The organism is Bacillus sp. DU-106, assembly GCF_004799705.1.
GTDB lineage: Bacteria > Bacillota > Bacilli > Bacillales > Bacillaceae_G > Bacillus_A > Bacillus_A cereus.
Genome location: NZ_CP026607.1, coordinates 2,903,253 through 2,925,519, shown reverse-complemented (window position 1 = coordinate 2,925,519; position 22,267 = coordinate 2,903,253). Strand labels below are relative to the sequence as shown.

The following is a 22,267-nucleotide window of genomic DNA, read 5'->3' as shown; positions in this document are numbered from 1 at the left end:
TGCATTAAGGGAATGGTAATAAATAGGATGTAAAAACAAAAAACTGAAAATTAAATCTTTTATTTCTTTTATAATTAATATAAAATTCTATATATATCATATAAATAAATTTGATACATAATGATTTTGCGTAGAAATGTTAATAGAATGAAGCGAGGGAGCGAAATGAGACAGAAAAAGGAGCAGAAAAAACAATCGAAAAAGAAAAAGACTCATATTCCATTTCGGTTAAATGTACTATTTTTTATTGTCTTTCTTTTATTTTCAGCTATTATAATTCAATTAGGTAAAGTACAAATCATTGATGGAGAAACGTATAGAAATGAAGTAAACAAAAAGGAAGATGTAACGGTAAGTACTCCCGTTCCTAGAGGGAAAATGTTTGATCGACAAGGTCACGTTATTGTAAATAATAAACCATTGCGAACCGTTACATATACGAAAATGAGAGGAGTAGACTCGAAAGAAGTTTTACAAGTAGCAAGAGATTTAGCTAAGCTAATTGAAATGTCGCAAGAGGACATGGATAAGTTAACAGAGACAGATAAGAAAGATTTTTGGATGCAGTTAAATGAAAAGCGGGCAGCAGCGAAAGTAACGAAAGAAGATGAGAGTAAATTTAGAAAGCAAGAAATAGAAGGAAAAGAGTTAGATAAAAAAGTAGAAGAACTGCGCCGGGAAAGAATTACACAAGAAGAATTAAATGAGCTTTCAAAGGAAGATATAGAAGTATTAGTAATTAAAAGCAAAATGAATGCGGGATATAAAATGACGCCGCAAATCGTTAAAAAAGATGTAAGTCAAAATGAATATGCTGTCGTTAGTGAAAGGTTGGCAAGCTTACCAGGGGTAGATACGACAGTAGATTGGGAACGTGAATACCCAAATGATAAAATACTGCGCTCTATACTAGGTAGCGTTTCTAATGAAAATGAAGGATTGCCAAGAGAACAATTAGATTATTATTTAGTTCGTGATTATAATCGAAACGACCGTATTGGTAAAAGTTACATTGAAAAACAATATGAAGATGCACTACATGGAACGAAGGAACAGTCTAAAAATATTATGGATAAAGCAGGGAAGATTGTTCGAACAGAAAAAGTGACTGAAGGAAAAAGTGGAAATAACTTGATGTTAACAGTCGATATGGATTTACAGAAAAGAGTAGAGGGCAGCCTTGAAAAGAATTTACGAGCCTTTCATGCTGCAGAGCCGATGATGGATCGTGCGTTCGTAGTAATGATGAATCCGAAAAACGGTCAAATTTTATCAATGGCAGGAAAGAAAATTGTAAATAAAGATGGCGGTATGCAAATAGAAGATTATGCATTAGGAACGATGACAAGTTCTTACGAGTTAGGGTCAACTGTAAAAGGGGCTACTTTATTAACTGGATATCAAACAGAAGCGATTAAGCCGTATACACACTTCTTTGATGCGCCAATGTATTTTAAAGGAAGTTCTAAGCCGAAGAAATCGTGGAAAGAATTTGGGGATATTGATGATTTAAGAGCTTTGCAAGTGTCATCGAACGTTTATATGTTTAATACGGCTTTAAAAATGGCAGGCATTAATTATGTCCCAAACAATCCATTAGACATTAAACAAGAAACATTTAATAAAATGCGCTACTATTTTAGACAATTTGGCCTAGGTGTGTCGACTGGTATTGACCTGCCAAATGAATCAATTGGTCAAGTAGGTAGAACTGATAACATACCTGGATTTTTACTTGATTACGCGATTGGACAGTATGATACATATACGCCGCTTCAGCTTGCACAATATATTTCCACAATTGCAAATGGCGGTTACCGAATGAAACCACAAATTGTACAAGAAGTTAGAGAGCAACCGAATAGACCAGAGGATGTAGGAAAAGTCGTTCGGTCGATTGAACCAGTTGTATTAAATAGAGTGGATATGGACACTTCGTACATTAATCATGTAAAAGAAGGATTTAGAAGAGTTTTTCAAGAAGCTGACGGAACAGGTACCGGAACGTTTAAAGGTCTACCATATAAACCAGCGGGAAAAACAGGAACAGCTGAGACAGTATATGGTGGAGAAAGTGATATTGGAAGAGATGAGAACAACAACCGAAAAAAATGTTATAATTTAACTCTTGCCGGTTATGCACCATATGATGCTGATCCGGAAGTAGCTTTTTCAGTTGTTGTACCATGGGTGAATGATGATAAATCAGGAATTAATTCTGCGATTGGTAAAGAGATTTTGGATGCGTATTTTGAATTAAAAACAAATAGATCAGATGCAAATTCAATTCCAGTAGAACAACCGAACAAGGCACAGTAAAAATAGTATCACTGCATGGAAACATATTGTGCAGTGATATATTTTTTGAGTTAAAAAGCGCTTTATAAGGTGGGAATGGATATGAAAAAGGAGATTAAGAGAGGCTGGGGAAAGTACATACTATTTATATTGGTGATAGTCATAGGCTACCATTCTTTTACTTTATGTAAGGTGGAAGGGGAATCGATGCAGCCGACTTTATATGAAGAAGACTACGTATTTGTAAATAAAGCGGTAGTACGTCTTTCTAATTTACAACACGGAGAAATTGTCATTATAAAAGAAGAGGATGAATCGAAATATTATGTGAAACGTGTAATAGGGCTTCCTGGTGATGTAATTAACATAACGAACGGAAAGGTATATGTGAACGATAAAAAGCAAGAAGAACCATATACAAACAAAGATTTATTTAACAACACACAAGTGTTTTATAATTTTCAAAAGACAAAAATTCCGCCAAATAAGTTATTTGTAATGGGAGATAACCGCGAAGTAAGTAGAGATAGTCGAAATGGCTTAGGATATATTGAAGAAGATAACATAATAGGCAAGGTGGAATTTGTATATTATCCTTTTTCAAAAATGAAAATGATAGAATAAGTGGGGGATGAGCAAAACCCCACTTATTAAAGTTTCACTTTATTTTCTTTAAAAAACCTTTTGGATTAAATGATATGAAAAATTTATGTTTAGACTCGTCGATTATGAAGTTATTATTTTTAGTTAAAAACTCATCCACAGCTTCCATCGGGCCAGGACCCCAATCGGGAAGAAGCGGATTTCCATTAATGGAGGTATCTTCTACAATCATATAACTGCCAGTAGTGACGATAGATTTATATAGTAATAGTTCTTTGGAGACATGTTCTTTACTATGATCAGAATCTAAAATAACTAAAACCACATCATCAGGTTTGCGCATGCTTACAATTGTTTGGATGGCCTGCACAGAAACAGAAGATGCTGTTAAATACGTAATCCGATTATGTGATGGCCGATTTGGCTGCGGAGTTATATCGATAGTAAGTACGTGACCTTTTCCAATTAAATCTAACATAGAAGCTAAATACAGTGCACTACCACCGTGAAAAGTCCCGCATTCAATAATTAAATCGGGCTTTAATTCATAAATAATTTCTTGATACAAAAAGAGATCAGAGGGAAGTTTACAGATTGGAACCCCGAACCAGTGTGTATCGTTTAACCACACGAGGCTGTTGTAATATTGGTTTAGAAATTCATTGCTTATATTATCGATTTTAAATTCTCCTTTCTAAAAAGGATTCTCTCGTTTGACGTAAAGTGTTTACGCATGAAAGTTGTACTATATATTATGTAGTAAGGAATTGTAAGGCGAGTGTTTTTACTTGAAAATAAGCCAAATAACTCATGTGGAAAATGAAAGGAAATGATCGTATGTACAAATACACAATTTGTTTTATTAGAAAAAGCGATAAAATACTGCTATTAAATAGAAATAAAAAGCCGAATATGGGGATGTGGAATGGTGTTGGAGGAAAAATAGAAGAGAATGAAACGCCATACGAAGGAATAATTAGAGAAACGTTTGAGGAAACGGGTATAGAACTTTCAAGTGTAACGTATAAAGGGACTGTTGTTTTTAAAGGTAAAGATGAGCCCCAGGCTAGTGAAGGAATGTATGTGTTCGTTGCTGATTTTCCAGATGGAATGCAAATGAATACACCATTACGTACGGCTGAAGGATTATTAGAATGGAAAGAAATTGATTGGATATTAGATGGTGATAATAGAGGTGTAGTTAGCAACTTACCAAAATACTTACCGACAGTAATAACAGAAGAAAATAAGTTAAAACATATATTCACGTACGATAACCGGAATATTATTAATTACACAACTGCATGTTTGACAGAAGATGATGCGAACAAGCGATATGAAAAACAACTCATTTCTCAATAGAAGAGGATAGTGAAAAATCACGTTTTGTTCTCATTATATATACGAAGTGATTATATGTTTCAGAAATACAATTTATTGGTCAGAATTGTAGTATGTATGATATAACTTTTCTTATGGTGAAAGCGTAGAGAACATACGTAAACGGAACAAAAAAGAGGTGGCTTTGCCGCCTCCTTTTTGTTAGCTGTGAATCGCCTTAATCATAAATCGATGTTGCTTCACATCAAAATATCCTTTTTGTAAGATAATTTCATGTATACGATATAACTCCTCATAATACCTTTCGACAGTAAAATCAGGAATTTGCCACGGAATCGCTTTTAAATAGTAGACGATAGCGCCAATATCATAAAAGCGTTGGAAAGGGAATTCTTCCTTTGCTTCTAAAATAGTAAATCCAGTTTCCTCTAACTCACTACATGCTGCTTCAAGTGACCAACTTGCAAATTCGTTATTTAGCGGTGCGTTAAATTGCTCATTAAGTTCCACACAATCGAGACCACCAACTTGTTGTGTAAGGAAAATCCCATTTTGAGAAAGGATTCTTTTTACTTCAGAAGCAGCATATGATTCATGTTGGTTTAGGATTAGATTAAACTGACCATCTTGAAATGGCAATGCAGTATCATCGTTCACCTCTACAACAGTAACCCCTAAAGGCTCTAATTTCTTTCGAGCAATTGGCACGTTTGGAGCATAGCCCTCAGTAGCATAAATAGTTGACGGGAACGGTTGTAACATAGATAAAAACTCTCCGCCGCCAGTTCCCATATCTAGCATTGATTTAGCGCGTTGCATAAGTTGGAAAGCAGTACTGCCGTACGACCACGATAAAGGCTCGCTCTTCATTCGACCCGTTTCTGAAATGAAAGAAAAATCCCAACCGCTAAAATGTGTATTTGCACTTTCTAATAAAGTTAAAAATAATGGATCACGTTTCATAATTGTATCCTCCTATTTTGTAAGTAAATGATATGGTGAGAAAAGAAAAAAGGAGGACCTCTTATGAAAGGGGAACGGTTTTACATTTCGTGTTCGAATAGATTCATATAAATTCGCTCCTTGTGAGAATAGTAATTTATATATTCGGGATAATCGAGTGGGAATCCTTTGAAATTATGGGATAAGGTAGTTGTTTGATGAAAGATTGGATGGAGTGTACAGAAAAAGGTTGCACTCAAACTTTAGAAAAGGTATTTAGTAAACTTAAATTTCCGCCCAGCCCTTTTATGAGATATGTGATATTTCTCACTACTATTAAGTAACAATAAAGTCGTACTGTTTATAAAAGAAGTGACGTTTTTGTATCCCTTTGGATTTACTTATCTATGGGATAAGTAAAGAAGTAGACATATAAACTGAATATAAAAACGTTTTAATTCTTTGAAACATTCCATAATTTAGTATTGTTATATATGGAATAATTTATTTGTACGAAAAGAGGAATAAGATGTTTATACAAAAGTATAAGGGTTTGATGCTGGGGGTAGTTGGTGCTGTATTAGGAGTAATATCCTTTGTTTATTTTAAAGATTTAGATTATATATAAGACGGGCCTTAAGTTATTATCTGTAACATTAATCATTATAGGTCGGGTTATTGCCTGTGATTCGACCCGTTTCAATAAAAAAAGAGAATAATAACGTATAAGATTATTATTATATAAATTTAGCTTGTTGAGCATGAGGAATACTAATCTTACAAAATTGTAAGATTAGAAGTCACATAGTTAGATAGAAGTCATTAACTTATGAAAAAAACTCATCTATAATCCAGATATAAATCATTTACTAAAGGAGTATTCTAATGAAAAAAATTATAAGTTATACGGTTGTTATTGCTATTTTTATAGGAATAGGATTAGGAGTAAAACGTTATGTGCAAGGTCCAGGACAACCAGTCGATGGGATTCTAGTTAGTGGTACTGCAACTGACGTAGAAAAAGTTAAACAAGAGTTTAAAGATGACACTAAACAATCAATAGACTATAAGGTAAAGTACGTCACAACAACAAAAAGGAGTCCATTATCAGAAGAAGATAAGAAACAAAATGATACAAATGAAGAATTTGAAATCAACACTACAGAATATGCAGTTATTAATAGTTCTACCGCGTTAAAATTATTTAATAAGGGACTTCTAAGAGCTAGAAAAGATCCAAATTTAGCATCTATTATTTCTGAGAGGGTGAAAGATAAAAATAAAGTATCTAGTGATCAGAATCTATTATTTTCTTATGCGGCTAAGGATTCTATGGTTGATAATTTTGAAAATAACCAGTTGAATTTGAACGGTAAGATGGTATCTGCCCAGTATGTTAAACAGCAACTTTGGATTGGGTATGCCCCAATGAACCTTGTTATTCTAAAAGACCAAGACTATAATGCAATTTCTGAATCAGAGTCAATAATGAAATTAATTCAATTTAAAAAACGTGATTTTGATTATAAAAACAAACAAGAAGTAGATAAAGTTTTACAACAGATTGATAAGGTCTCATCGAATAATCAGTATAAAATAAACTTTGTAGAGGTACAAGACTAACTTAAAATGATAAGAAGGTGATATAAATGGAAATCGTAAGAATAGAAAATGTAGTCAAAAGTTATGGTGAAGGAAATAGTAGGGTAGATGCTTTGAAGGGCATAAATCTTTCTATACAGCAAGGGGAATTTGTATCAATCGTAGGAGCTTCTGGCTCAGGTAAAAGTACATTGTTACATATTTTGGGAGGGTTGGACCGTCCGAGTTCAGGACAAGTATTTATTGGAGAGAACAATATTTATAATTATTCAGATAATGAACTTTCGATATTTAGAAGAAGAAAAGTTGGTTTTATATTTCAGTTCTTTAATTTAATTCCTGTATTGAATGTACAAGAGAATATAGCTTTACCCACTTTACTAGATAATGAACCTGTAGATAATCCTTATATGGACGAAATTATTGAAATTCTGGGACTTCATGAAAGACGAAATCATTTACCATCTGAATTATCAGGAGGTCAGCAACAACGGGTTTCGATTGGGAGGGCACTTATAAATCGCCCACATTTAATCTTAGCTGATGAACCTACAGGAAATCTGGATACTCAAAATACAAAAGAAGTCATGGATTTATTAAGATTGACAGCAAAAAAATATAATCAAACTATTGTATTGATTACTCACGATTTAAAAATTGCATCAACTTCTGACCGTATTATTACAATTGAAGATGGCCAAATCATTTCCGATCAGTGGCTATCCACGAATAAGCCTAAGACGGGAGGAAACTAATCTTGATTGGTAATTATAAACAATTAAGCAGGAGATACTTAAAGGGAAATAAGAAACGAACAATTTTAACTTTGATAGGAATCGTACTCTCTGTATCGTTAATTTCTACAATCGGCCTATTTATGAACGGTACTCAGATTTCTCAAATCGAGAATACGAAAAAGAGGCAAGGGTATTCTTTTCATGCCGTTGTATTAAATTACGATGAATCGATATTGAAAAAAATTAAATATAACCCGCAAATTGAATCATTTGGTTTAATGTCACAGGGAGAAACAGTCCAAGTTGGAGAGGCTGCTGTACAAATGAATTTTGCTGATGATAACGCCTTGGAATTTTTAAAATACAGTATTATTAAGGGCAGATTGCCATCTAATGATCAAGAAGTTGCTGTTGATCCCTGGGTATTACCTTATATAAAAGAAAATATTCAAATAGGTGATTCATTCGAATTAAATGAAAAAAAATACAAATTGGTTGGTTTTCTAAGTAATAGTACATATACACAGGAAAATAAGGTGGGACGGTTACTAACCTATAAGAGTAAGTTTAGCGCTGGTGAAGGAAAAATATTAGTTGGAATTAGCTCAAAAGCAAACTTTAATGAGGTTTTAGAGGGACTCAAGGCCATTTCCGGAGAAAATAATATTAATATAAGTAATGAATTAATTCAATTAGAGAAACCAGGTTACAATAATTCGATTATGGCTACGCTAATTATTACAATCAGCATTGTTGTGATAGCGACAATTGTTGTGATTTACAACGCTTTTCAAATCAGTGTCGTAGAACGAACGAGGCAGTTTGGCTTGTTGAGAAGCATTGGTGCAACACGAAAGCAAATTAGACAAATCGTTCTGAGAGAAGCTACTTTTCTGGCTGTTATCGCTATACCAATTGGAATTATATGTAGCCTAATAGCACTTGCCTCTCTGCAGTTCACTTTTTCACTTTTAATGGAAAATAGTAAAGCGGTCTCGATATTTTATGTTGATTGGAATATTTTAATAATCAGTTCGATTATTACCTTGCTTTCTGTAATAGCGTCAAGTTTGTACCCAGCTTATTTTGCAGGGAAAATCTCCCCTTTGTTGGCAATTAGTAGCAGGTTGTCAATTAAAAAGGAACAAATCAAAAAACAAAAGAATTCCATGGTGAAAAAACCTTTATCTATTCCTTTGAGCATGGCTATGAAAAATGTTAAGCGAAATAAAAATCGCTATACCATTACAATCTTATCAATTATTATAAGTAGTGTGTTATTTATTACTTTCTCGTATTTAATGAGTGTTGCATTTGCATCTAAATCTTTTGATAAGTTATCTGTTAAATCGGATATTACAATTAAGATAGTGGATAATAATCCAGATCATTTAGCTGAAAGTGAACAAGTTTTGCATCAATTGAAATCACTTGAAAATATATCTAAAGTATACGAAAAACAGGAGAATAGCTTTGAAACTAAATTAAAGGATGTAACTCAATCTTCCGCGACAGTAAAGGAAATAGAAAACACGATTGGAAAAAGCTATACCATTACAATCGTAAATAATTATCAAGAAAATAAAACAAAAAAAGAAGAAAAACTTACTTTACAAGTGCTTGCATATGGTTTCATCACAGTCATTTCTTTAATTAGTAGCGTTAATATCCTCAATACTATAACTATAAGTATCATGACTAGACGAAAAGAATTGGCCGCTTTGAAATCCATTGGTATGTCACAAAAGGATTTGAAAAAAATGATTACCTATGAAGCTTTGATTTACGGTTTTTCTGGAAGTTTACAAGGAATCTTTTTTGGCTGTATATTGTCTTATATTATATATTTAGCTATATCTGATATGTTGAAAATGACATGGACGATTCCCTATGAGGCTTGTATCATTACGTTTGTTTCAGCTTTAATAATTAGTTATTTATCAGTCTTAAATCCATTGAAAAAAATTCAACAAGATAATATTATTGATAATATTAGAGAACAATAATATTATAAGCCTGGCTAGATTATAGCCAGGCTATTGTAATTGGAGTATAAGCTAGGGGAAAAAAGGAGAGGGCATACTTGAATAAAAAAATATTACTAGTTGAAGATGATGAAGCTCTTGGCATAGCCATCGAATTTTCATTGAGAAATGAAGGTTATGAGGTGATTAGAGCGTCCAGTGTAAAAGAAGCTAAACACCAGTTTGTTCACAATACATTTGATTTGTCCATCCTTGATATCGGCCTACCAGATGGTAATGGTTATGACTTATGTTTGTATTTTAAAAAGAAAAACGAGAATTCGATTATTATTTTCTTAACTGCACTAGATGAAGAAGCAAATGTGGTAATGGGGCTGGATATAGGCGGTGATGATTATATAACCAAACCTTTTCGGGTTAGGGAACTCATGGCCAGAGTGAAAGTACAATTGCGTAAACAAGCGTCGCTAGAAACGCCATCTCAAATTTTAAGATCTGAGAATATAAGAATCGATACGAACCTAGTCAAGGTTTATAAAAATTGTGAAAGTATTACATTGACGAATTTAGAATACAAGCTGCTATTGAATTTCATGAAGAATTCTCACAAAGCATTAAAAAGAGATGAACTCCTACAACAAATAACAGAAGGAGAAAATGCTTTTTTTGATGAAAACACGTTATCTGTATACATAAAGCGTTTAAGAGCTAAAGTTGAAGACAATCCTCAAAAACCACAGTTTATCGTTACCGAAAGAGGATATGGTTATCGTTGGAGCAAGGACGTGATTGGGTGAGCAAGATAATGAAAAATACCGAGTTAAAAAGCTATATGACGATACTAGCCGTCCTTTTATCTATATTTGTGATTTACCAATTTATTATTCAACAATTATTTTATGATCATTTGAAAAGAGACTCTATTGCAACATGGGGGGAAATTACAGCTAGGTTGGTAGAGCAGAATCCAGAAAATGAAGCGGAAATTATGAAAGTCTTATCAAGTCATTCGTCTCACTCAAGTAAATATCAGGAAAAAGGGACAGAGATCCTAAAGCAATATGGATTATATGAAGACTTGGATTCAAAATTTTTTCCTCACTTAAATAATCTAATTATTAATCACAATCAATTTATGATGTGGGGATTGATTGCTTTTGGATTTTTACTTTTTGTTGCAAACTACATGCAACAAAAAATTATTTTCAATAAGATTAGCCAGCTTACTAGAGCTGCAAAAAAGTTAATCGAGGGAGATTACTCGGTTGTCATCAATGAAAATAAAGAGGGGGATTTCGCGAAACTGGCGATTTCATTTCGTTCAATGAGGGATATCATTAGAAAAAATATGCATGATTTGCTTGAAGAGAAACGGTTTTTAGGAGAAATGTTGCAGGATATATCTCATCAGTTAAAAACGCCGCTTTCAACTATTTCTATCTATAATGAAATGTTGTTAAATGAGAAACTATCCCGAGAGCAACAAGCTCAATTACTACAAAATAATGATATTCAGATTTCTAGAATGAATATCTTAATTCAGAATTTGTTAAAAGTAGCAAAAATTGATGCAAAAGCGATTTCGTTTGATAAAGAGCCAGGGAATTTAGTAGATACGACTGAGGAAGTACTAAATCGCTTGCAAAGCATGATAAGTGATAAAAATATTTTGATTGATTGGAATGCACCAAGAGAAATAGTCGTTATTCACGACAAATTATGGATGCAGGAAGCTTTGTTAAACCTGTTGAAGAATGCAATCGAACATTCTAAACCCGGTGGTAAAATAATGATTCAGGCCAAAAATTCTCCAATCTATACAGAACTAGTAATCCAAGACTTTGGAGAGGGAATTTCAGCTGAAGAATTACCCCATATTTTTGAACGATTCTATAAATCAAGTAGTTCTAAAAAGCACGGATCGACCGGAATTGGATTGGCACTTGTCAAAGCTATTATAGAGGCACATCACGCCTTAATTACAGTTGAAAGTGAAAAAAATGCTTATACAAGATTTACAATTATTTTTATGAAATTTTAATAACAGTTTGGTATATATTTTAATCTTTTTAATATAAAGGGGTTTTTTTATGTTTAATAGATTGAAGTGTTTTCTTTTATCTGAGAAAGACATAGTTGATACTGTGAAAAAATACAAGGAGGAAAAAATACACGTTTCCATAATAAAAGATTTTTTAGGGGATTTAATCTTAATAAGAACTTTTACATTTTTAATGTTTGTTCCAGTATCAACTTTTATTTTTTCAGTTATAATTTATGGAGCTGTTTTCTTTATATCAGGCATTAAGATTACTGTTTGGGGCATCACTATAATGTTATTAGTTCCAATAACATTACTTTTCTATATGAATATAACTAATACATCAATTATTATTACTGATTTAGTGAGAAAATTTTTATTAACCATAAAATATCTAAATCCATTTTACTCAATCATAAATAAACCTTGGCTCTTTATTTTTGAATTATTAATTGGTTTTTTATATGTATTTCTGCTATCTTTATTTTCTATTTGGATAGTATTACATTCATTAGAAATAGATTTTTCTGAATTTAGTTCGGAGGACAATCGAAGTTTTCAATTTTCAATTATTATTTTACATACAGCAATTTATTTGTTTATAAGAGTTCATGGCCAGTATTGTAAGACAACTAAGCAAAAAATTAAAAAGCTGAAAATGAAGTTTTATTTATGGTTTTGTTCTATGATTGCAAGTATTGTATATATATTTGAATCACTCTTTAATTATATGAATGGAATCCAAGCAATTTATTTTATTTTTGTTTTAATGATTGCTTTAGAAAGAACAGTGACACATTATAAGAAATTTATAGATTTTTTAGAATGTGAAAATTTGTATGAAAAATATTTTTAGAGAGAAAAGTCTTTTGAAATATAAAAAGTTATACCTACTAAATACTGGACGAGTAAAAAAACGCTATTCTTTTTCTAGAATCATAGGAAAAGATAGCGTTTTTGTTTAATATACTCAAAAACAAAAATCTTTTGGTAAATTACCATTTTTAATAACTGTTCTTAACCCATGTTTTATAATCCAAGGATTAATAGGATGCTGTTTATCACGTAATTGCTGTAACCACTGAAAAACGAGTTCTTTATCTTCTTTCGTAATATCGTTAATATGATTGGCTACAGATTTTTGAACATATTTAGAAGGGTCATTCATTAATGGTTCAAGAAGTTGTAAATTGTACTGAAAATCACCTTTTAGAGCTCCTATTTTTTTAGCCCAAGGAAGCCTTGGTCTTGTACCTTCAGAAACTAATCTCCTAATGTGGCTGTTTTCGTCATGAATCCACTGTTGTAATATGTTTAGTGTATCTTCATGGTATGTTTCAAGAAAGGGCCGAATGGCATATTCAGCAGTATTCCTTTTCGTTATTTCATACATTGCATTAAACGAGATTTTAAAATCGTTAAGCCCATATTTTTCAACGTATTTTGCAACAGGCATGTACATATATCCATTTGTAAATGTGCCTACTCCGGTTGTATTTTCTGGTCCTAATGTTTTCAGTAATATATGTATTGCGGCATTAAAATCTTTTTGTAAAGCATTGTGTAATTCATCTGCAATTACTTCAATACGCTGTTTTAACTCTAAATTTTCAACTTTACAAGCTACAGAATCTACAAAGATGCTTTTAGAGAAACAAGGATCGTGTTTACAAATAGAATCAGCTATTTTTTCTGCTAATTCTTCATTAAATAAAAATTTTAACGGAACATATTTACCCATTTTTTCACCTCGGTGGTCAAATGAAAACAATTTTTATTTTTTAATCGACAATCCATAAACCAAAGTCTCACTCGGAGTCGTAATACTAAAACCTGTCGTCTTATAATCAAGCTTCACTGTATCACCAGTGTAGTCTTTCGTAAATGAATCCATTTGTACGATAAGCTCCGCATCTTCATATACAACATCATCTGCGTTAAATGTATCCCAAATTAAATCGACATCAACGAAAATACTACAAGAGTTTGTCATTGTTCCTCTAATGCGAATGATCTTTTTGTCTTCACGTTCTAATCTATGTATAGCTGCTTTTGCTTCATCAGTAATGCGAATGTTCATTGTATCCCAACCTTTTATTTATATTTCTTCTATTATGGCAAAAACAGGAGCAATAGGGAAGGAAAGAGGTTTGCAACAAAAAACGAGCAAACAAATTTGTTTGCTCGTTTCACTTTATTTTAGTTCACATTTATCAAGTGGAATCACTTTTGTTTTTTTCGTAAATTTATATCCTAACCATAGTACTAAGAAGAGTGGTAAACCGATGTAAGAAACGAGTACGCCATTCCAATCGATTGATTCACCCATAAATGCGCCGTAGTTTTGTCCTAAAATTACGATGATACAAAGTGTAAATGCGAAGATTGGACCAAATGGGAACCATTTTGCTCTATATGGTAAGTCTTTCAAATCTTTTCCTTGTGCAATATATGCTTTACGGAAACGGTAATGACTAATTGCAATGCCGACCCAAGCGATAAAGCCAGACATTCCTGATGCATTTAATAACCAAATGTATACAACACCGTCACCGAATAAAGAAGCAATGAAAGCGATACTACCGACAATTGATGTTACGATTAATGCGTTAACAGGTACACCGCGGCTATCTAATTTACCAAGAAACTTTGGTGCTTTTCCTTGGCGAGCTAAATCCCAAAGCATACGAGTTGATGCATACATACCAGAGTTACCAGCAGATAGTACTGCCGTTAAAATAACAGCGTTCATAACAGAAGCAGCAAAGGCAACGCCCGCTTTTTCAAAAATAAGTGTAAACGGACTTACTGTAACATCACTTGCAGCAAGACTTTCAGTTGTATAAGGAATTAATAAACCGATAACGAGAATCGCAAGGATATAGAATAAAAGAATACGCCAAAAGATTGAACGAATTGCTTTTGGGATATTACGTTCTGGATCAGATGTTTCACCAGCAGCTACTCCTAATAGTTCAGTACCTTGGAATGAGAAACCAGCTGCCATAAACACACCGATAATTGCCATGATACCGCCGTTAAATGGTGCATCTGCAACAGTGAAGTTTTTAAATCCAACCGTTTCACCGCCCATAATTCCAAAAATCATCATGAAACCAACAATTAAAAAGATAATAATCGTAACTACTTTAATAAGTGCGAACCAATATTCAGATTCACCAAACCCTTTAACAGATAAATAGTTTAAAAGGAAAATAATAGCTAAACATAATCCGCTCCAAATAAGAGAAGGGGTATCTGGGAACCAAAATTTCATAATTAATGTTACGGCTGCAAGTTCAGCAGCAATCGTAATTGCCCAGTTATACCAATAGTTCCATCCAAGTGCAAAGCCAAGTGATGGATCAACAAATTTTGTTGCATACGTACTAAAAGATCCAGTAACAGGCATGTAAGCTGCAAGTTCAGCTAAGCTTGTCATTAAAAAATAAACCATAATTCCAATTGCGGCGTATGCAATTAATGCGCCACCAGGTCCAGCTGTATGGATGACACCACCGCTGGCAAGAAATAGTCCGGTACCAATTGTACCACCGAGAGAAATCATCGTAAGGTGACGAGATTTTAATCCGCGTTTTAATTCACCTTGTCCTTGTGTAGTTTGCGTTTTAGAGGTAGATTGATTTGTTGCGCTATTCATGTTCAACACTCCTTTTCTTGTAGGTTAGGAAGGAGCGGGGGAGAAAAATACAAAAAACCGCCAAAGGAATTTGGCGGAACGTTTCACAAATAACCACCCCATCATACCCTTCCGTTAAGATAGCACCCCACGTTTACACGGTAATTTTGTAAACGTGACAGTTCTGTTCCTTTCGGAGACAGCCCCAGCTCATATTTCCAGAGAAGAAATATAAACTTCGGCAACTTTTCCTTTCAAACGGAGTCAGCTGACATTCTCTGTGTCTCGTCCGTTTTACTATTAAAAGTCGCAACCTCTACCTCATCGGATTGATGAGGATTTATATATTGCTAAGATTTTTAATATATGGCAATTGTAATGACTTTCTGAATATATTGCAAGATATTTTGTTAGGAAAAGTCAAAAAATATCGGTTATTGTATAGGAAACGCTTGCAAAACTCCACCCGAACCTACTATTATGTAGCAATAAGCAAAGAAAAAATTGTTATACAAATGTTTCGCAAAAAATATTGAAAAACCCTCTAAATTAAAAGAAAATTCAGAAAAATATAATTCGACATAACTATCAAAAGAGGATTATTCCTTAAATTCGTTTCAAAGAATAAGTATAAATTTAACAAATAGAATGAATATTCTTTTTATTTTTAGTAAAATTGAGGTATTGTTTAATTGAAAAGGGGAAATCAAAATGAAATTAGAAACAGAAAGGCTCTATATAGTGCCGTGTACAGAAGAGAGGATTCAAGTCGCTAACGAGCAAGGATACAATAGCGGCCCGCATATTGTAGGGCATGTAAAGAATGTAAAAAAAGATGCAACTTTATTACCATGGGGGGCGTGGTATGTTCTTCGAAAAGAAGATGATAGCGTTTTAGGTGATATTGGGTTTAAAGGGAAACCAAACGAGAATCAAACAGTAGAAATTGGCTATGGATTCATTGAGAAATATTGGAATCAGGGCTATGCAACAGAAGCTGTAAAAGAACTAATCGATTGGGCTTTCAAAACAGGTGAGGTAGAAACAATAATTGCAGAGACACTTCTAGATAATTATAGTTCGATGCGTGTTTTAGAAAAGTTACATATGAAGAGAGTAAATGCTACAGAAATGATGATTAATTGGAAAATAGAAAAATAAAAAATACCGCTCTAAATTGAGCGGTATTTTTTATAGTTATGGTAGCATTTGCTTCTGATCATTCGGATACTCAGCCGTTGACGTATTAGGACGATTGGAATGATTACGAACAGCAATGAAAATAGAAATAATAACGACAAGACCAACTGCAACGTAAGAAAGTGAAATAATAGTTGGATCCACTTTAAATGTAGTAAGCAGTGTACGAATGTTTGTAAAGATAATAAGACCACCAACTAATACGCCAAGTAAATGAGAAGGAACGATGCGAACTAGCCATGCCGCGATTGGTGCCGCTACGATACCACCGAGCATGAGAGAAAATACCCAAACCCAGCTTACTTGTTCCCAGCCAAGTGAGATGAAGAAGCCGATTGTTGCAGCGAGTGAAACAGGAAATTCACTCGTATCTACAGATCCAATAACTTTTCTAGCTTCATTTCCTCTTGCTAGAAGAACAGGTGTCGTAATCGGCCCCCAACCACCGCCACCAGTTGAATCAACGAATCCAGCGAATAAACCAAGCGGCACAAGTTGTTTTGCAGACATACGCTTATTTGAAGTGACAATTTGTTTTTGAATGATGAATCGTAATAAAATATAAACCCCTAAAGTAAATAAAAATACGGAAATGTACGGTTTAATTACATCACCAGGTAAATTGCTTAAAAAACATGCCCCAACAAATGCGCCGATTGCCCCAGGTAATGTAAGCCTGGAAACTGTATATTTATCAACGTTTCCAAATTTGATATGAGATGCGCCAGAAGCTGCAGTTGTAACGACTTCAGCTAAATGAACCGATGCGGAAGCTACAGCCGGTGCAATACCAAACATTAATAATAGTGAAGTAGACGTTACCCCATACGCCATTCCGAGTGCTCCATCGATCAGTTGAGCGAAAAATCCAATAATAGCAAAGACAATTAATTTCTGCATAAATAATCCCCCTGTAATAATAAATGAAAAAGACACTTTTCCCGTATGAGAAAAGTGCCTTTGGTTTTTCCAATCAGCAATAATTAAATTTGTTTCATTATAATACATATTAATCGTATAAATCAACTAGGTTTTAAAGTTTTTGAATTGAATGAAAGAAAAATAAAATATACAATAAAAGGATGGAGAGAAAGGGGAGAAAGAATATGTTAGCATTTGATCATCTCGTTCACGCAGTGCAATGTACACCGGAGGAAGCGGCAAAACAAATGCAGGAGCTTGGATTTCATACTGTATTAGGCGGAGAGCATACTACTTGGGGTACTTGGAATAGTTTAAGTTATTTTGACTTATCATACATAGAATTTTTAGCAGTTCAGCATGAAGAAAAAGCGAAAGAAGCAGAAAATCCATTAGTACAAGAAACAGTGGTGAAACTACAAAATGGAGAAGGAATGCTACAAATCGCGATCCGAACAGATGCAATTGAGGAGCTAGCAGTTAACTTTAATAAGTACGGCTTACATACGATAGGGCCATTTGAAGGGAAACGCATGAGAAAAGATGGCCGGCTTTTAGAATGGAAAATGTTATTTGTTAAGCAAGAAGAGAACGGACCGAAATTACCTTTCTTTATACAGTGGAATGAAACGGACGAAGAAAGAAGAAACGATTTACGTAACAGTGGGATGATCACTGAACATAAAAACAAAGTGCAACAAATTGAAACGATTCATTACGCAGTAAAAAACGTTCGAGAAACAGTACGGAAATGGAAAAAAGTAATGGGACTATCTACAAGCTCAGTTGTGAAAAATGAAAAATGGAATGCTGAGAGTCAAAGTGTAGTGTTTGGAAATATTCATGTGCAGTTTTGTGAACCGATTGGAGAAGGGCTAGTACTAGAACATTTGAATAAGAATGGCGAATATCCATTTGCAGTAGAGTTTAAAGGTGGAAATAAACGAGAGCATGAAGTGCTAGGTAGTTTGTACATATATTAATAGAGGTGAACGTTGTGGAAGAAATGCTTAGGGAGATAGAGAGAATACTAGAATGGCCTCGTATGTTAAAAGCGACTGTTATTTCAAAAGGCTTTTCATTCGATGAGAAATATAAAATTGAATTAGAGAGTGGGGCCTCGTATTTTATTAAAGTATGCGATTCATCATATTTTGAACGGAAGCAGGAAGAATATGAATATATGCAGCAGCTAGATTCTTTACATATTCCTATGCCAAAATTAATTCATTTTATTAGTCTTACTAAATTCAATAAATGTGTACAAGTTTTTGAATGGATTGATGGATTAGATGGTGAAGATATATTAAGAACGTTGTCTACAGAAGAGCAGTATAGGGCTGGAAAAAAGGCTGGAGAAGTACTAAAAAAGATTCATTTAGTTGAAAAAGAAGATAAAAGTAATTCATGGGAAATGTCTATATGGAGTAAATATGAGAGATACTTAGAAGCGTTGAAAGAATATGAAGTAGACTTTTTTCGTTTAAATACAGTGATAGATTTTGTAGGAAATCATAAAGATTTATTAAAAAATCGTCCCATCGTATTTTTACATGACGATTTTCATCCGGCTAATATAATGATTGACCAAAATGAGTTTCGGGCTGTCATTGATTTTGCTAGATTCGATATTGGTGATCCTATTCATGATTTTTATAAAGTAGCACTATTTACAACGAATATAAGCAAACCATTTGCGGTTGGACAAGTTCACGGTTATTGCGGAGGAGAACCTGATCTACATTTTTGGAAACTGTACTCATTATATGCAGCAATGATATTCCCGGCTGATATCGTATGGACAAACCGAAGCACACCATATTTATTAGATGATATGAAGGAAAGATTAAATGGAATTTTAGAAGATCATAATGATTTTTCATCCTATATTCCAAAATGGTATCAATCAAGCGAATTTAATAAATAAAGGAGTAATTTATATGGACAAAATAGCGGTAATTTCAGATATACATGGTAATATTCAAGCATTAGAATCCGTGTTGAATGATATTAAATTAAGAGGAATCGAGCGCATTAATTGTCTTGGAGATTTAGTAGGAAAAGGACCTCATTCCAGTGAAGCAATTGAAATCATTCGTAAAGAATGTGAAGTAGTCGTAATGGGAAACTGGGATGATTTTATTACAAAGCCGACTGAATTTGAAGCATTAAAATGGCATCAAAAACAATTATCGGAAGAACAAAATGATTATTTAAGAAGTTTACCATTTTCAATCGAATTTTTTATGAGTGGAAAACTCATTCGTATGTTTCACGCTTCACCGAGAAGTTTATATGAAAGAATTCAACCACACGCTTCAAGAGAAGAACGTATTAGTATGTTCGAAAATAGTGATCTGACAGAAAATATAGAAGGAGAAAGAAAACCAGATGTCGTTTGTTACGGTGATGTTCACCAAGCGTTCGTTCAAAATTTCAGAGGGAAAACGTTATGTAATGCCGGTAGCGTAGGAAACCCACTTGAAATAACGCAAGCTTCCTATTTAATATTTGAAGGAACATATAATGAAAAAGAAGCGGCGAGCTTTTCTATTCAACTTGTACGAGTACCGTATGATATTGAATTAGCTATCAGATTAGCAGAAGAACTCGAAATGCCAGAAATTGAAGAGTATAAGCAAGAGTTACGGACGGCCTTATATCGGGGATTTAAGGGGAAGTAAGCTAATAATATATCAACGATTTTTCAAATATATCTATCATAACTTAAAATATATCAACGATTTTTTCGATATATCAACGATTCGACAAAGGATATCGATTTACCGACAAATAGTGACATTGATTGTTACTTATAATTATATTATGTAAACTAATTATAAAGGGAGATATCATGAACCGAAAACAACGAATCAAAGAAATTGCAGATCATATTGTAAAGCTAAACTTAACCTATCCAACAAGAGTTGGAGTAAGTGGTATTACAGCATCAGGAAAAACAACATTTGCAAACGAATTAGCGGAAGAAATAAAAAAACGAGGATTACCAGTAACACGCGCAAGCATTGATGATTTTCATAATCCAAGAGTGATTCGCTATGCAAATGGAAAAGAATCTGCAAGAGGGTATTATGAAGATGCACACGATTATACAGCTTTCAAAGAAAGATTATTAATGCCTTTAGGACCTAACGGGACTTTACAGTATGAAACGATTTCTCATAACTTAATAACGGATATGTCTGTACATAATGAGCCGCTATTGGCCACGCAAAATATGATATTAATAGTAGATGGAACGTTTCTATTGAAAAAAGACGTTGCGTATTTATTTGATTACAAAATCTTTGTAGATACAAATTTTGAGATTGCGAGAAAACGTGGTGCTAAGCGGGAAACTGAAGCTTTTGGAAGTTATGAAGAAGCAGAGAAGATGTTTTTGAACAGATATCATGCGGCCTGTAAGTTGTATATACATGAGCATAATCCGAAAGAACTTGCAGATGTTTTATTTGAAAATAGTAAATTTGATGATCCAGTAGTTCTATTTAAAAGACATTAATACAGTTTATATAGGGGGAATGAACATTTGTTTAGATGGTTTCAAAAAAATAATAAAGTGAATGAAGAGAAGGATGGACAATATTTAGAAATCAAAAATGAACAGATAAATGAACAGTTAAAACAAAAAATAATGGAACTAGAGAGTATAAGTGAAGACATTTGCAGTAAGTATCAAAAAATATATGAAGAACGTTTTGCGCAAAATGGTAAATTAAATTTGAAGCTGTCAATTAAAAGAGATATAGACGGTGATGAATTAGAAGAACTAACATCTAAGAATTGTTTAGAGTATGAATATAGATCAGAAATTAATTTTGAATATGATGCTTCAAAATCATGGGAAGTCTGTACTATTTCGCTTTGGTATTATTACCAAGGATATCGAAAAAGTAGTAGCATAGGAACACTTTATAGCGGAACGATTAATGAATTAGAAGAAGAAGTTAAAGCAACATTGGAAGAACTGTTACATAGTGAAGATAATTAATGATTCCATTTTATATTGCGTTAAGAATGGGTTTAATTTTATGATACTAATAGGGAATAATTTAGGAAGAGAAATTTAAAGGGGATAAAAAAATGACAGAAGTACTAGAACTAAAAGAAGAACTACTACAAATTAAAAATAATAATTATGCTGTACCAGAAGACGTAGATGCATATCCATATGCGCAGTGGATGCTAGATTATATCGGATCACCAGATGCTGAATTACGTGATGATTTAATTTATAGTACGCTTCATACATGGATTACAAATGATGTGTTTAGACAAAAAGAATTACGAGGGTTAATGCTACAAGCAATTAGTCCTGATTATTTATTTTATAAAATTGGTGAAAAGGGAACAGACTCTGTATTTAAACGTGCATTCTCCGTATTAATTCCACCACTTATTTTATCTGTTCATGAAAGAGAACCGTTGTTATCGGAAGAACAATTGTACAGTGTGGCAGAACAAGTGTTGGAATATGTATATTTAGAAGAAGATGTAAGGGGCTACGTAGAAGGAAAAGGCTGGGCACACTCTACTGCACATGCAGCAGATGCGCTCGATGCGTTAGCACGTACAATCCAAAATCGTGAGTTCTCATATGCAATACTAGCTGCCGTTCGTCAGAAGGTCCGCTTACATGACTACGTATACATTAACTTTGAGGATGAGAGATTAGTAGCACCAATTATGTCGTTACATAACCAAAAGCTTTTAACTGAAGAAGAGTGGAGCAATTGGCTACATAGTATAGCAACTGTTGAGGACATCCGACATCCGCAGCATGCTATTTTAGTACAAAATATTAGATCGTTCTTAAGAAGTTTATATTTCAGAGTTTTAGAGACAGAGGGTAGTACAGCCTTTACAGATGATATATTGGAGACTTTGAAGGGTTTGCGTAGGTATTAAAAATGCTCCAGCCTTAGAAACCAAGAAT

22 protein-coding genes and 1 riboswitch are annotated in these 22,267 nt (G+C 33.5%); of the genes, 16 read left to right on the top strand and 6 right to left on the bottom strand.

Annotated features, from left to right (window positions below; genetic code table 11):
- The first annotated feature begins 165 nt into the window (after positions 1-165).
- Together C3Y97_RS14985 and lepB are read left to right on the top strand one after the other, a co-directional pair.
- Positions 166-2,319 (top strand): peptidoglycan D,D-transpeptidase FtsI family protein, encoded by a 2,154-nt coding sequence (locus tag C3Y97_RS14985; protein ID WP_136363495.1) that lies wholly within the window; start codon positions 166-168, stop codon positions 2,317-2,319.
- A gap of 81 nt (positions 2,320-2,400) precedes the next feature.
- Positions 2,401-2,922 (top strand): signal peptidase I, encoded by a 522-nt coding sequence (lepB, locus tag C3Y97_RS14980; protein WP_002094069.1) that lies wholly within the window; start codon positions 2,401-2,403, stop codon positions 2,920-2,922.
- A gap of 34 nt (positions 2,923-2,956) precedes the next feature.
- Here the strand turns inward: lepB and C3Y97_RS14975 are convergent, their stop codons facing one another.
- On the bottom strand, positions 2,957-3,580 hold the full coding sequence (locus C3Y97_RS14975) for a cephalosporin hydroxylase family protein (RefSeq protein ID WP_265736937.1): 624 nt from the start codon (positions 3,578-3,580) through the stop codon (positions 2,957-2,959).
- Positions 3,581-3,738: 158 nt separating this feature from the next.
- On the opposite strand from C3Y97_RS14975, the gene C3Y97_RS14965 reads away from it, so the two are divergent.
- The gene (locus tag C3Y97_RS14965) at positions 3,739-4,263 is read left to right on the top strand and encodes an NUDIX hydrolase (protein WP_002182860.1); all 525 of its coding nucleotides are present in this window, start codon (positions 3,739-3,741) and stop codon (positions 4,261-4,263) included.
- A 180-nt stretch (positions 4,264-4,443) separates the two neighbouring features.
- Here the strand turns inward: C3Y97_RS14965 and C3Y97_RS14960 are convergent, their stop codons facing one another.
- A complete protein-coding gene (locus C3Y97_RS14960; RefSeq protein ID WP_000817574.1) occupies positions 4,444-5,205 on the bottom strand; it encodes a class I SAM-dependent methyltransferase in 762 nt (253 codons plus the stop codon).
- A gap of 864 nt (positions 5,206-6,069) precedes the next feature.
- On the opposite strand from C3Y97_RS14960, the gene C3Y97_RS14955 reads away from it, so the two are divergent.
- The 6 genes from C3Y97_RS14955 to C3Y97_RS14930 all read left to right on the top strand — a co-directional run bounded on the left by C3Y97_RS14955 (position 6,070) and on the right by C3Y97_RS14930 (position 12,405).
- Positions 6,070-6,807 (top strand): lipoprotein BA_5634 family protein, encoded by a 738-nt coding sequence (locus C3Y97_RS14955; RefSeq protein WP_136363494.1) that lies wholly within the window; start codon positions 6,070-6,072, stop codon positions 6,805-6,807.
- A gap of 26 nt (positions 6,808-6,833) precedes the next feature.
- A complete protein-coding gene (locus tag C3Y97_RS14950) occupies positions 6,834-7,541 on the top strand; it encodes an ABC transporter ATP-binding protein (RefSeq protein ID WP_000407086.1) in 708 nt (235 codons plus the stop codon).
- A 2-nt stretch (positions 7,542-7,543) separates the two neighbouring features.
- A complete protein-coding gene (locus C3Y97_RS14945; RefSeq protein ID WP_136363493.1) occupies positions 7,544-9,529 on the top strand; it encodes an ABC transporter permease in 1,986 nt (661 codons plus the stop codon).
- A 77-nt stretch (positions 9,530-9,606) separates the two neighbouring features.
- Complete coding sequence (locus tag C3Y97_RS14940) at positions 9,607-10,305, top strand: response regulator transcription factor (protein ID WP_001035093.1); 699 nt, start codon at positions 9,607-9,609, stop codon at positions 10,303-10,305.
- Between the two features lie 8 nt (positions 10,306-10,313).
- Positions 10,314-11,549, top strand: a complete 1,236-nt coding sequence (locus C3Y97_RS14935) for a HAMP domain-containing sensor histidine kinase (protein ID WP_136363738.1) — start codon at positions 10,314-10,316, stop codon at positions 11,547-11,549.
- A gap of 49 nt (positions 11,550-11,598) precedes the next feature.
- The gene (locus tag C3Y97_RS14930; protein ID WP_000483291.1) at positions 11,599-12,405 is read left to right on the top strand and encodes a hypothetical protein; all 807 of its coding nucleotides are present in this window, start codon (positions 11,599-11,601) and stop codon (positions 12,403-12,405) included.
- Positions 12,406-12,519: 114 nt separating this feature from the next.
- Here C3Y97_RS14930 and C3Y97_RS14925 read toward each other — a convergent pair whose 3' ends face one another.
- The 3 genes from C3Y97_RS14925 to C3Y97_RS14915 form a co-directional block, all read right to left on the bottom strand.
- Positions 12,520-13,290 carry a DNA alkylation repair protein gene (locus C3Y97_RS14925; protein ID WP_000521694.1) on the bottom strand — a complete coding sequence of 257 codons (771 nt, stop codon included), beginning with the start codon at positions 13,288-13,290 and terminating at the stop codon, positions 12,520-12,522.
- 33 nt (positions 13,291-13,323) lie between these two features.
- Positions 13,324-13,629, bottom strand: coding sequence for an iron-sulfur cluster biosynthesis family protein (locus tag C3Y97_RS14920; protein ID WP_002026004.1), 306 nt, complete (start codon positions 13,627-13,629; stop codon positions 13,324-13,326).
- Positions 13,630-13,743: 114 nt separating this feature from the next.
- Positions 13,744-15,210: an amino acid permease gene (locus tag C3Y97_RS14915; protein ID WP_001083395.1), complete on the bottom strand. Its 1,467-nt coding sequence runs from the start codon at positions 15,208-15,210 to the stop codon at positions 13,744-13,746.
- Between the two features lie 112 nt (positions 15,211-15,322).
- Positions 15,323-15,516: riboswitch (Lysine riboswitch) on the bottom strand.
- A 384-nt stretch (positions 15,517-15,900) separates the two neighbouring features.
- On the opposite strand from C3Y97_RS14915, the gene C3Y97_RS14910 reads away from it, so the two are divergent.
- Positions 15,901-16,350, top strand: coding sequence for a GNAT family N-acetyltransferase (locus tag C3Y97_RS14910; protein ID WP_000764606.1), 450 nt, complete (start codon positions 15,901-15,903; stop codon positions 16,348-16,350).
- A gap of 36 nt (positions 16,351-16,386) precedes the next feature.
- Here C3Y97_RS14910 and C3Y97_RS14905 read toward each other — a convergent pair whose 3' ends face one another.
- A complete protein-coding gene (locus C3Y97_RS14905; protein ID WP_002024365.1) occupies positions 16,387-17,397 on the bottom strand; it encodes a sulfite exporter TauE/SafE family protein in 1,011 nt (336 codons plus the stop codon).
- 98 nt (positions 17,398-17,495) lie between these two features.
- On the opposite strand from C3Y97_RS14905, the gene C3Y97_RS14900 reads away from it, so the two are divergent.
- From C3Y97_RS14900 to C3Y97_RS14875, 6 genes are all read left to right on the top strand, one after another.
- On the top strand, positions 17,496-18,293 hold the full coding sequence (locus C3Y97_RS14900; protein ID WP_000879126.1) for a VOC family protein: 798 nt from the start codon (positions 17,496-17,498) through the stop codon (positions 18,291-18,293).
- A 14-nt stretch (positions 18,294-18,307) separates the two neighbouring features.
- A complete protein-coding gene (locus C3Y97_RS14895) occupies positions 18,308-19,237 on the top strand; it encodes an aminoglycoside phosphotransferase family protein (protein WP_000392077.1) in 930 nt (309 codons plus the stop codon).
- A 13-nt stretch (positions 19,238-19,250) separates the two neighbouring features.
- A complete protein-coding gene (locus C3Y97_RS14890; protein WP_136363492.1) occupies positions 19,251-19,994 on the top strand; it encodes a metallophosphoesterase family protein in 744 nt (247 codons plus the stop codon).
- A gap of 170 nt (positions 19,995-20,164) precedes the next feature.
- Positions 20,165-20,833: a nucleoside/nucleotide kinase family protein gene (locus tag C3Y97_RS14885; RefSeq protein ID WP_136363491.1), complete on the top strand. Its 669-nt coding sequence runs from the start codon at positions 20,165-20,167 to the stop codon at positions 20,831-20,833.
- A 27-nt stretch (positions 20,834-20,860) separates the two neighbouring features.
- Positions 20,861-21,322 (top strand): hypothetical protein, encoded by a 462-nt coding sequence (locus tag C3Y97_RS14880; RefSeq protein ID WP_000490271.1) that lies wholly within the window; start codon positions 20,861-20,863, stop codon positions 21,320-21,322.
- 92 nt (positions 21,323-21,414) lie between these two features.
- A complete protein-coding gene (locus C3Y97_RS14875; RefSeq protein ID WP_136363490.1) occupies positions 21,415-22,239 on the top strand; it encodes a DUF2785 domain-containing protein in 825 nt (274 codons plus the stop codon).
- The last annotated feature ends 28 nt before the right edge of the window (positions 22,240-22,267 follow it).

Bases quoted from the DNA above. Each gene is read 5' to 3' on its own strand.
- C3Y97_RS14985 (WP_136363495.1), top strand. From the start codon at position 166: ATGAGACAGAAAAAGGAGCAGAAAAAACAATCGAAAAAGAAAAAGACT.
- lepB (WP_002094069.1), top strand. From the start codon at position 2,401: ATGAAAAAGGAGATTAAGAGAGGCTGGGGAAAGTACATACTATTTATA.
- C3Y97_RS14965 (WP_002182860.1), top strand. From the start codon at position 3,739: ATGTACAAATACACAATTTGTTTTATTAGAAAAAGCGATAAAATACTG.
- C3Y97_RS14960 (WP_000817574.1), bottom strand. From the start codon at position 5,205: ATGAAACGTGATCCATTATTTTTAACTTTATTAGAAAGTGCAAATACA.
- C3Y97_RS14955 (WP_136363494.1), top strand. From the start codon at position 6,070: ATGAAAAAAATTATAAGTTATACGGTTGTTATTGCTATTTTTATAGGA.
- C3Y97_RS14950 (WP_000407086.1), top strand. From the start codon at position 6,834: ATGGAAATCGTAAGAATAGAAAATGTAGTCAAAAGTTATGGTGAAGGA.
- C3Y97_RS14935 (WP_136363738.1), top strand. From the start codon at position 10,314: ATGAAAAATACCGAGTTAAAAAGCTATATGACGATACTAGCCGTCCTT.
- C3Y97_RS14930 (WP_000483291.1), top strand. From the start codon at position 11,599: ATGTTTAATAGATTGAAGTGTTTTCTTTTATCTGAGAAAGACATAGTT.
- C3Y97_RS14925 (WP_000521694.1), bottom strand. From the start codon at position 13,290: ATGGGTAAATATGTTCCGTTAAAATTTTTATTTAATGAAGAATTAGCA.
- C3Y97_RS14920 (WP_002026004.1), bottom strand. From the start codon at position 13,629: ATGAACATTCGCATTACTGATGAAGCAAAAGCAGCTATACATAGATTA.
- C3Y97_RS14915 (WP_001083395.1), bottom strand. From the start codon at position 15,210: ATGAATAGCGCAACAAATCAATCTACCTCTAAAACGCAAACTACACAA.
- C3Y97_RS14910 (WP_000764606.1), top strand. From the start codon at position 15,901: ATGAAATTAGAAACAGAAAGGCTCTATATAGTGCCGTGTACAGAAGAG.
- C3Y97_RS14905 (WP_002024365.1), bottom strand. From the start codon at position 17,397: ATGTATTATAATGAAACAAATTTAATTATTGCTGATTGGAAAAACCAA.
- C3Y97_RS14900 (WP_000879126.1), top strand. From the start codon at position 17,496: ATGTTAGCATTTGATCATCTCGTTCACGCAGTGCAATGTACACCGGAG.
- C3Y97_RS14890 (WP_136363492.1), top strand. From the start codon at position 19,251: ATGGACAAAATAGCGGTAATTTCAGATATACATGGTAATATTCAAGCA.
- C3Y97_RS14885 (WP_136363491.1), top strand. From the start codon at position 20,165: ATGAACCGAAAACAACGAATCAAAGAAATTGCAGATCATATTGTAAAG.
- C3Y97_RS14875 (WP_136363490.1), top strand. From the start codon at position 21,415: ATGACAGAAGTACTAGAACTAAAAGAAGAACTACTACAAATTAAAAAT.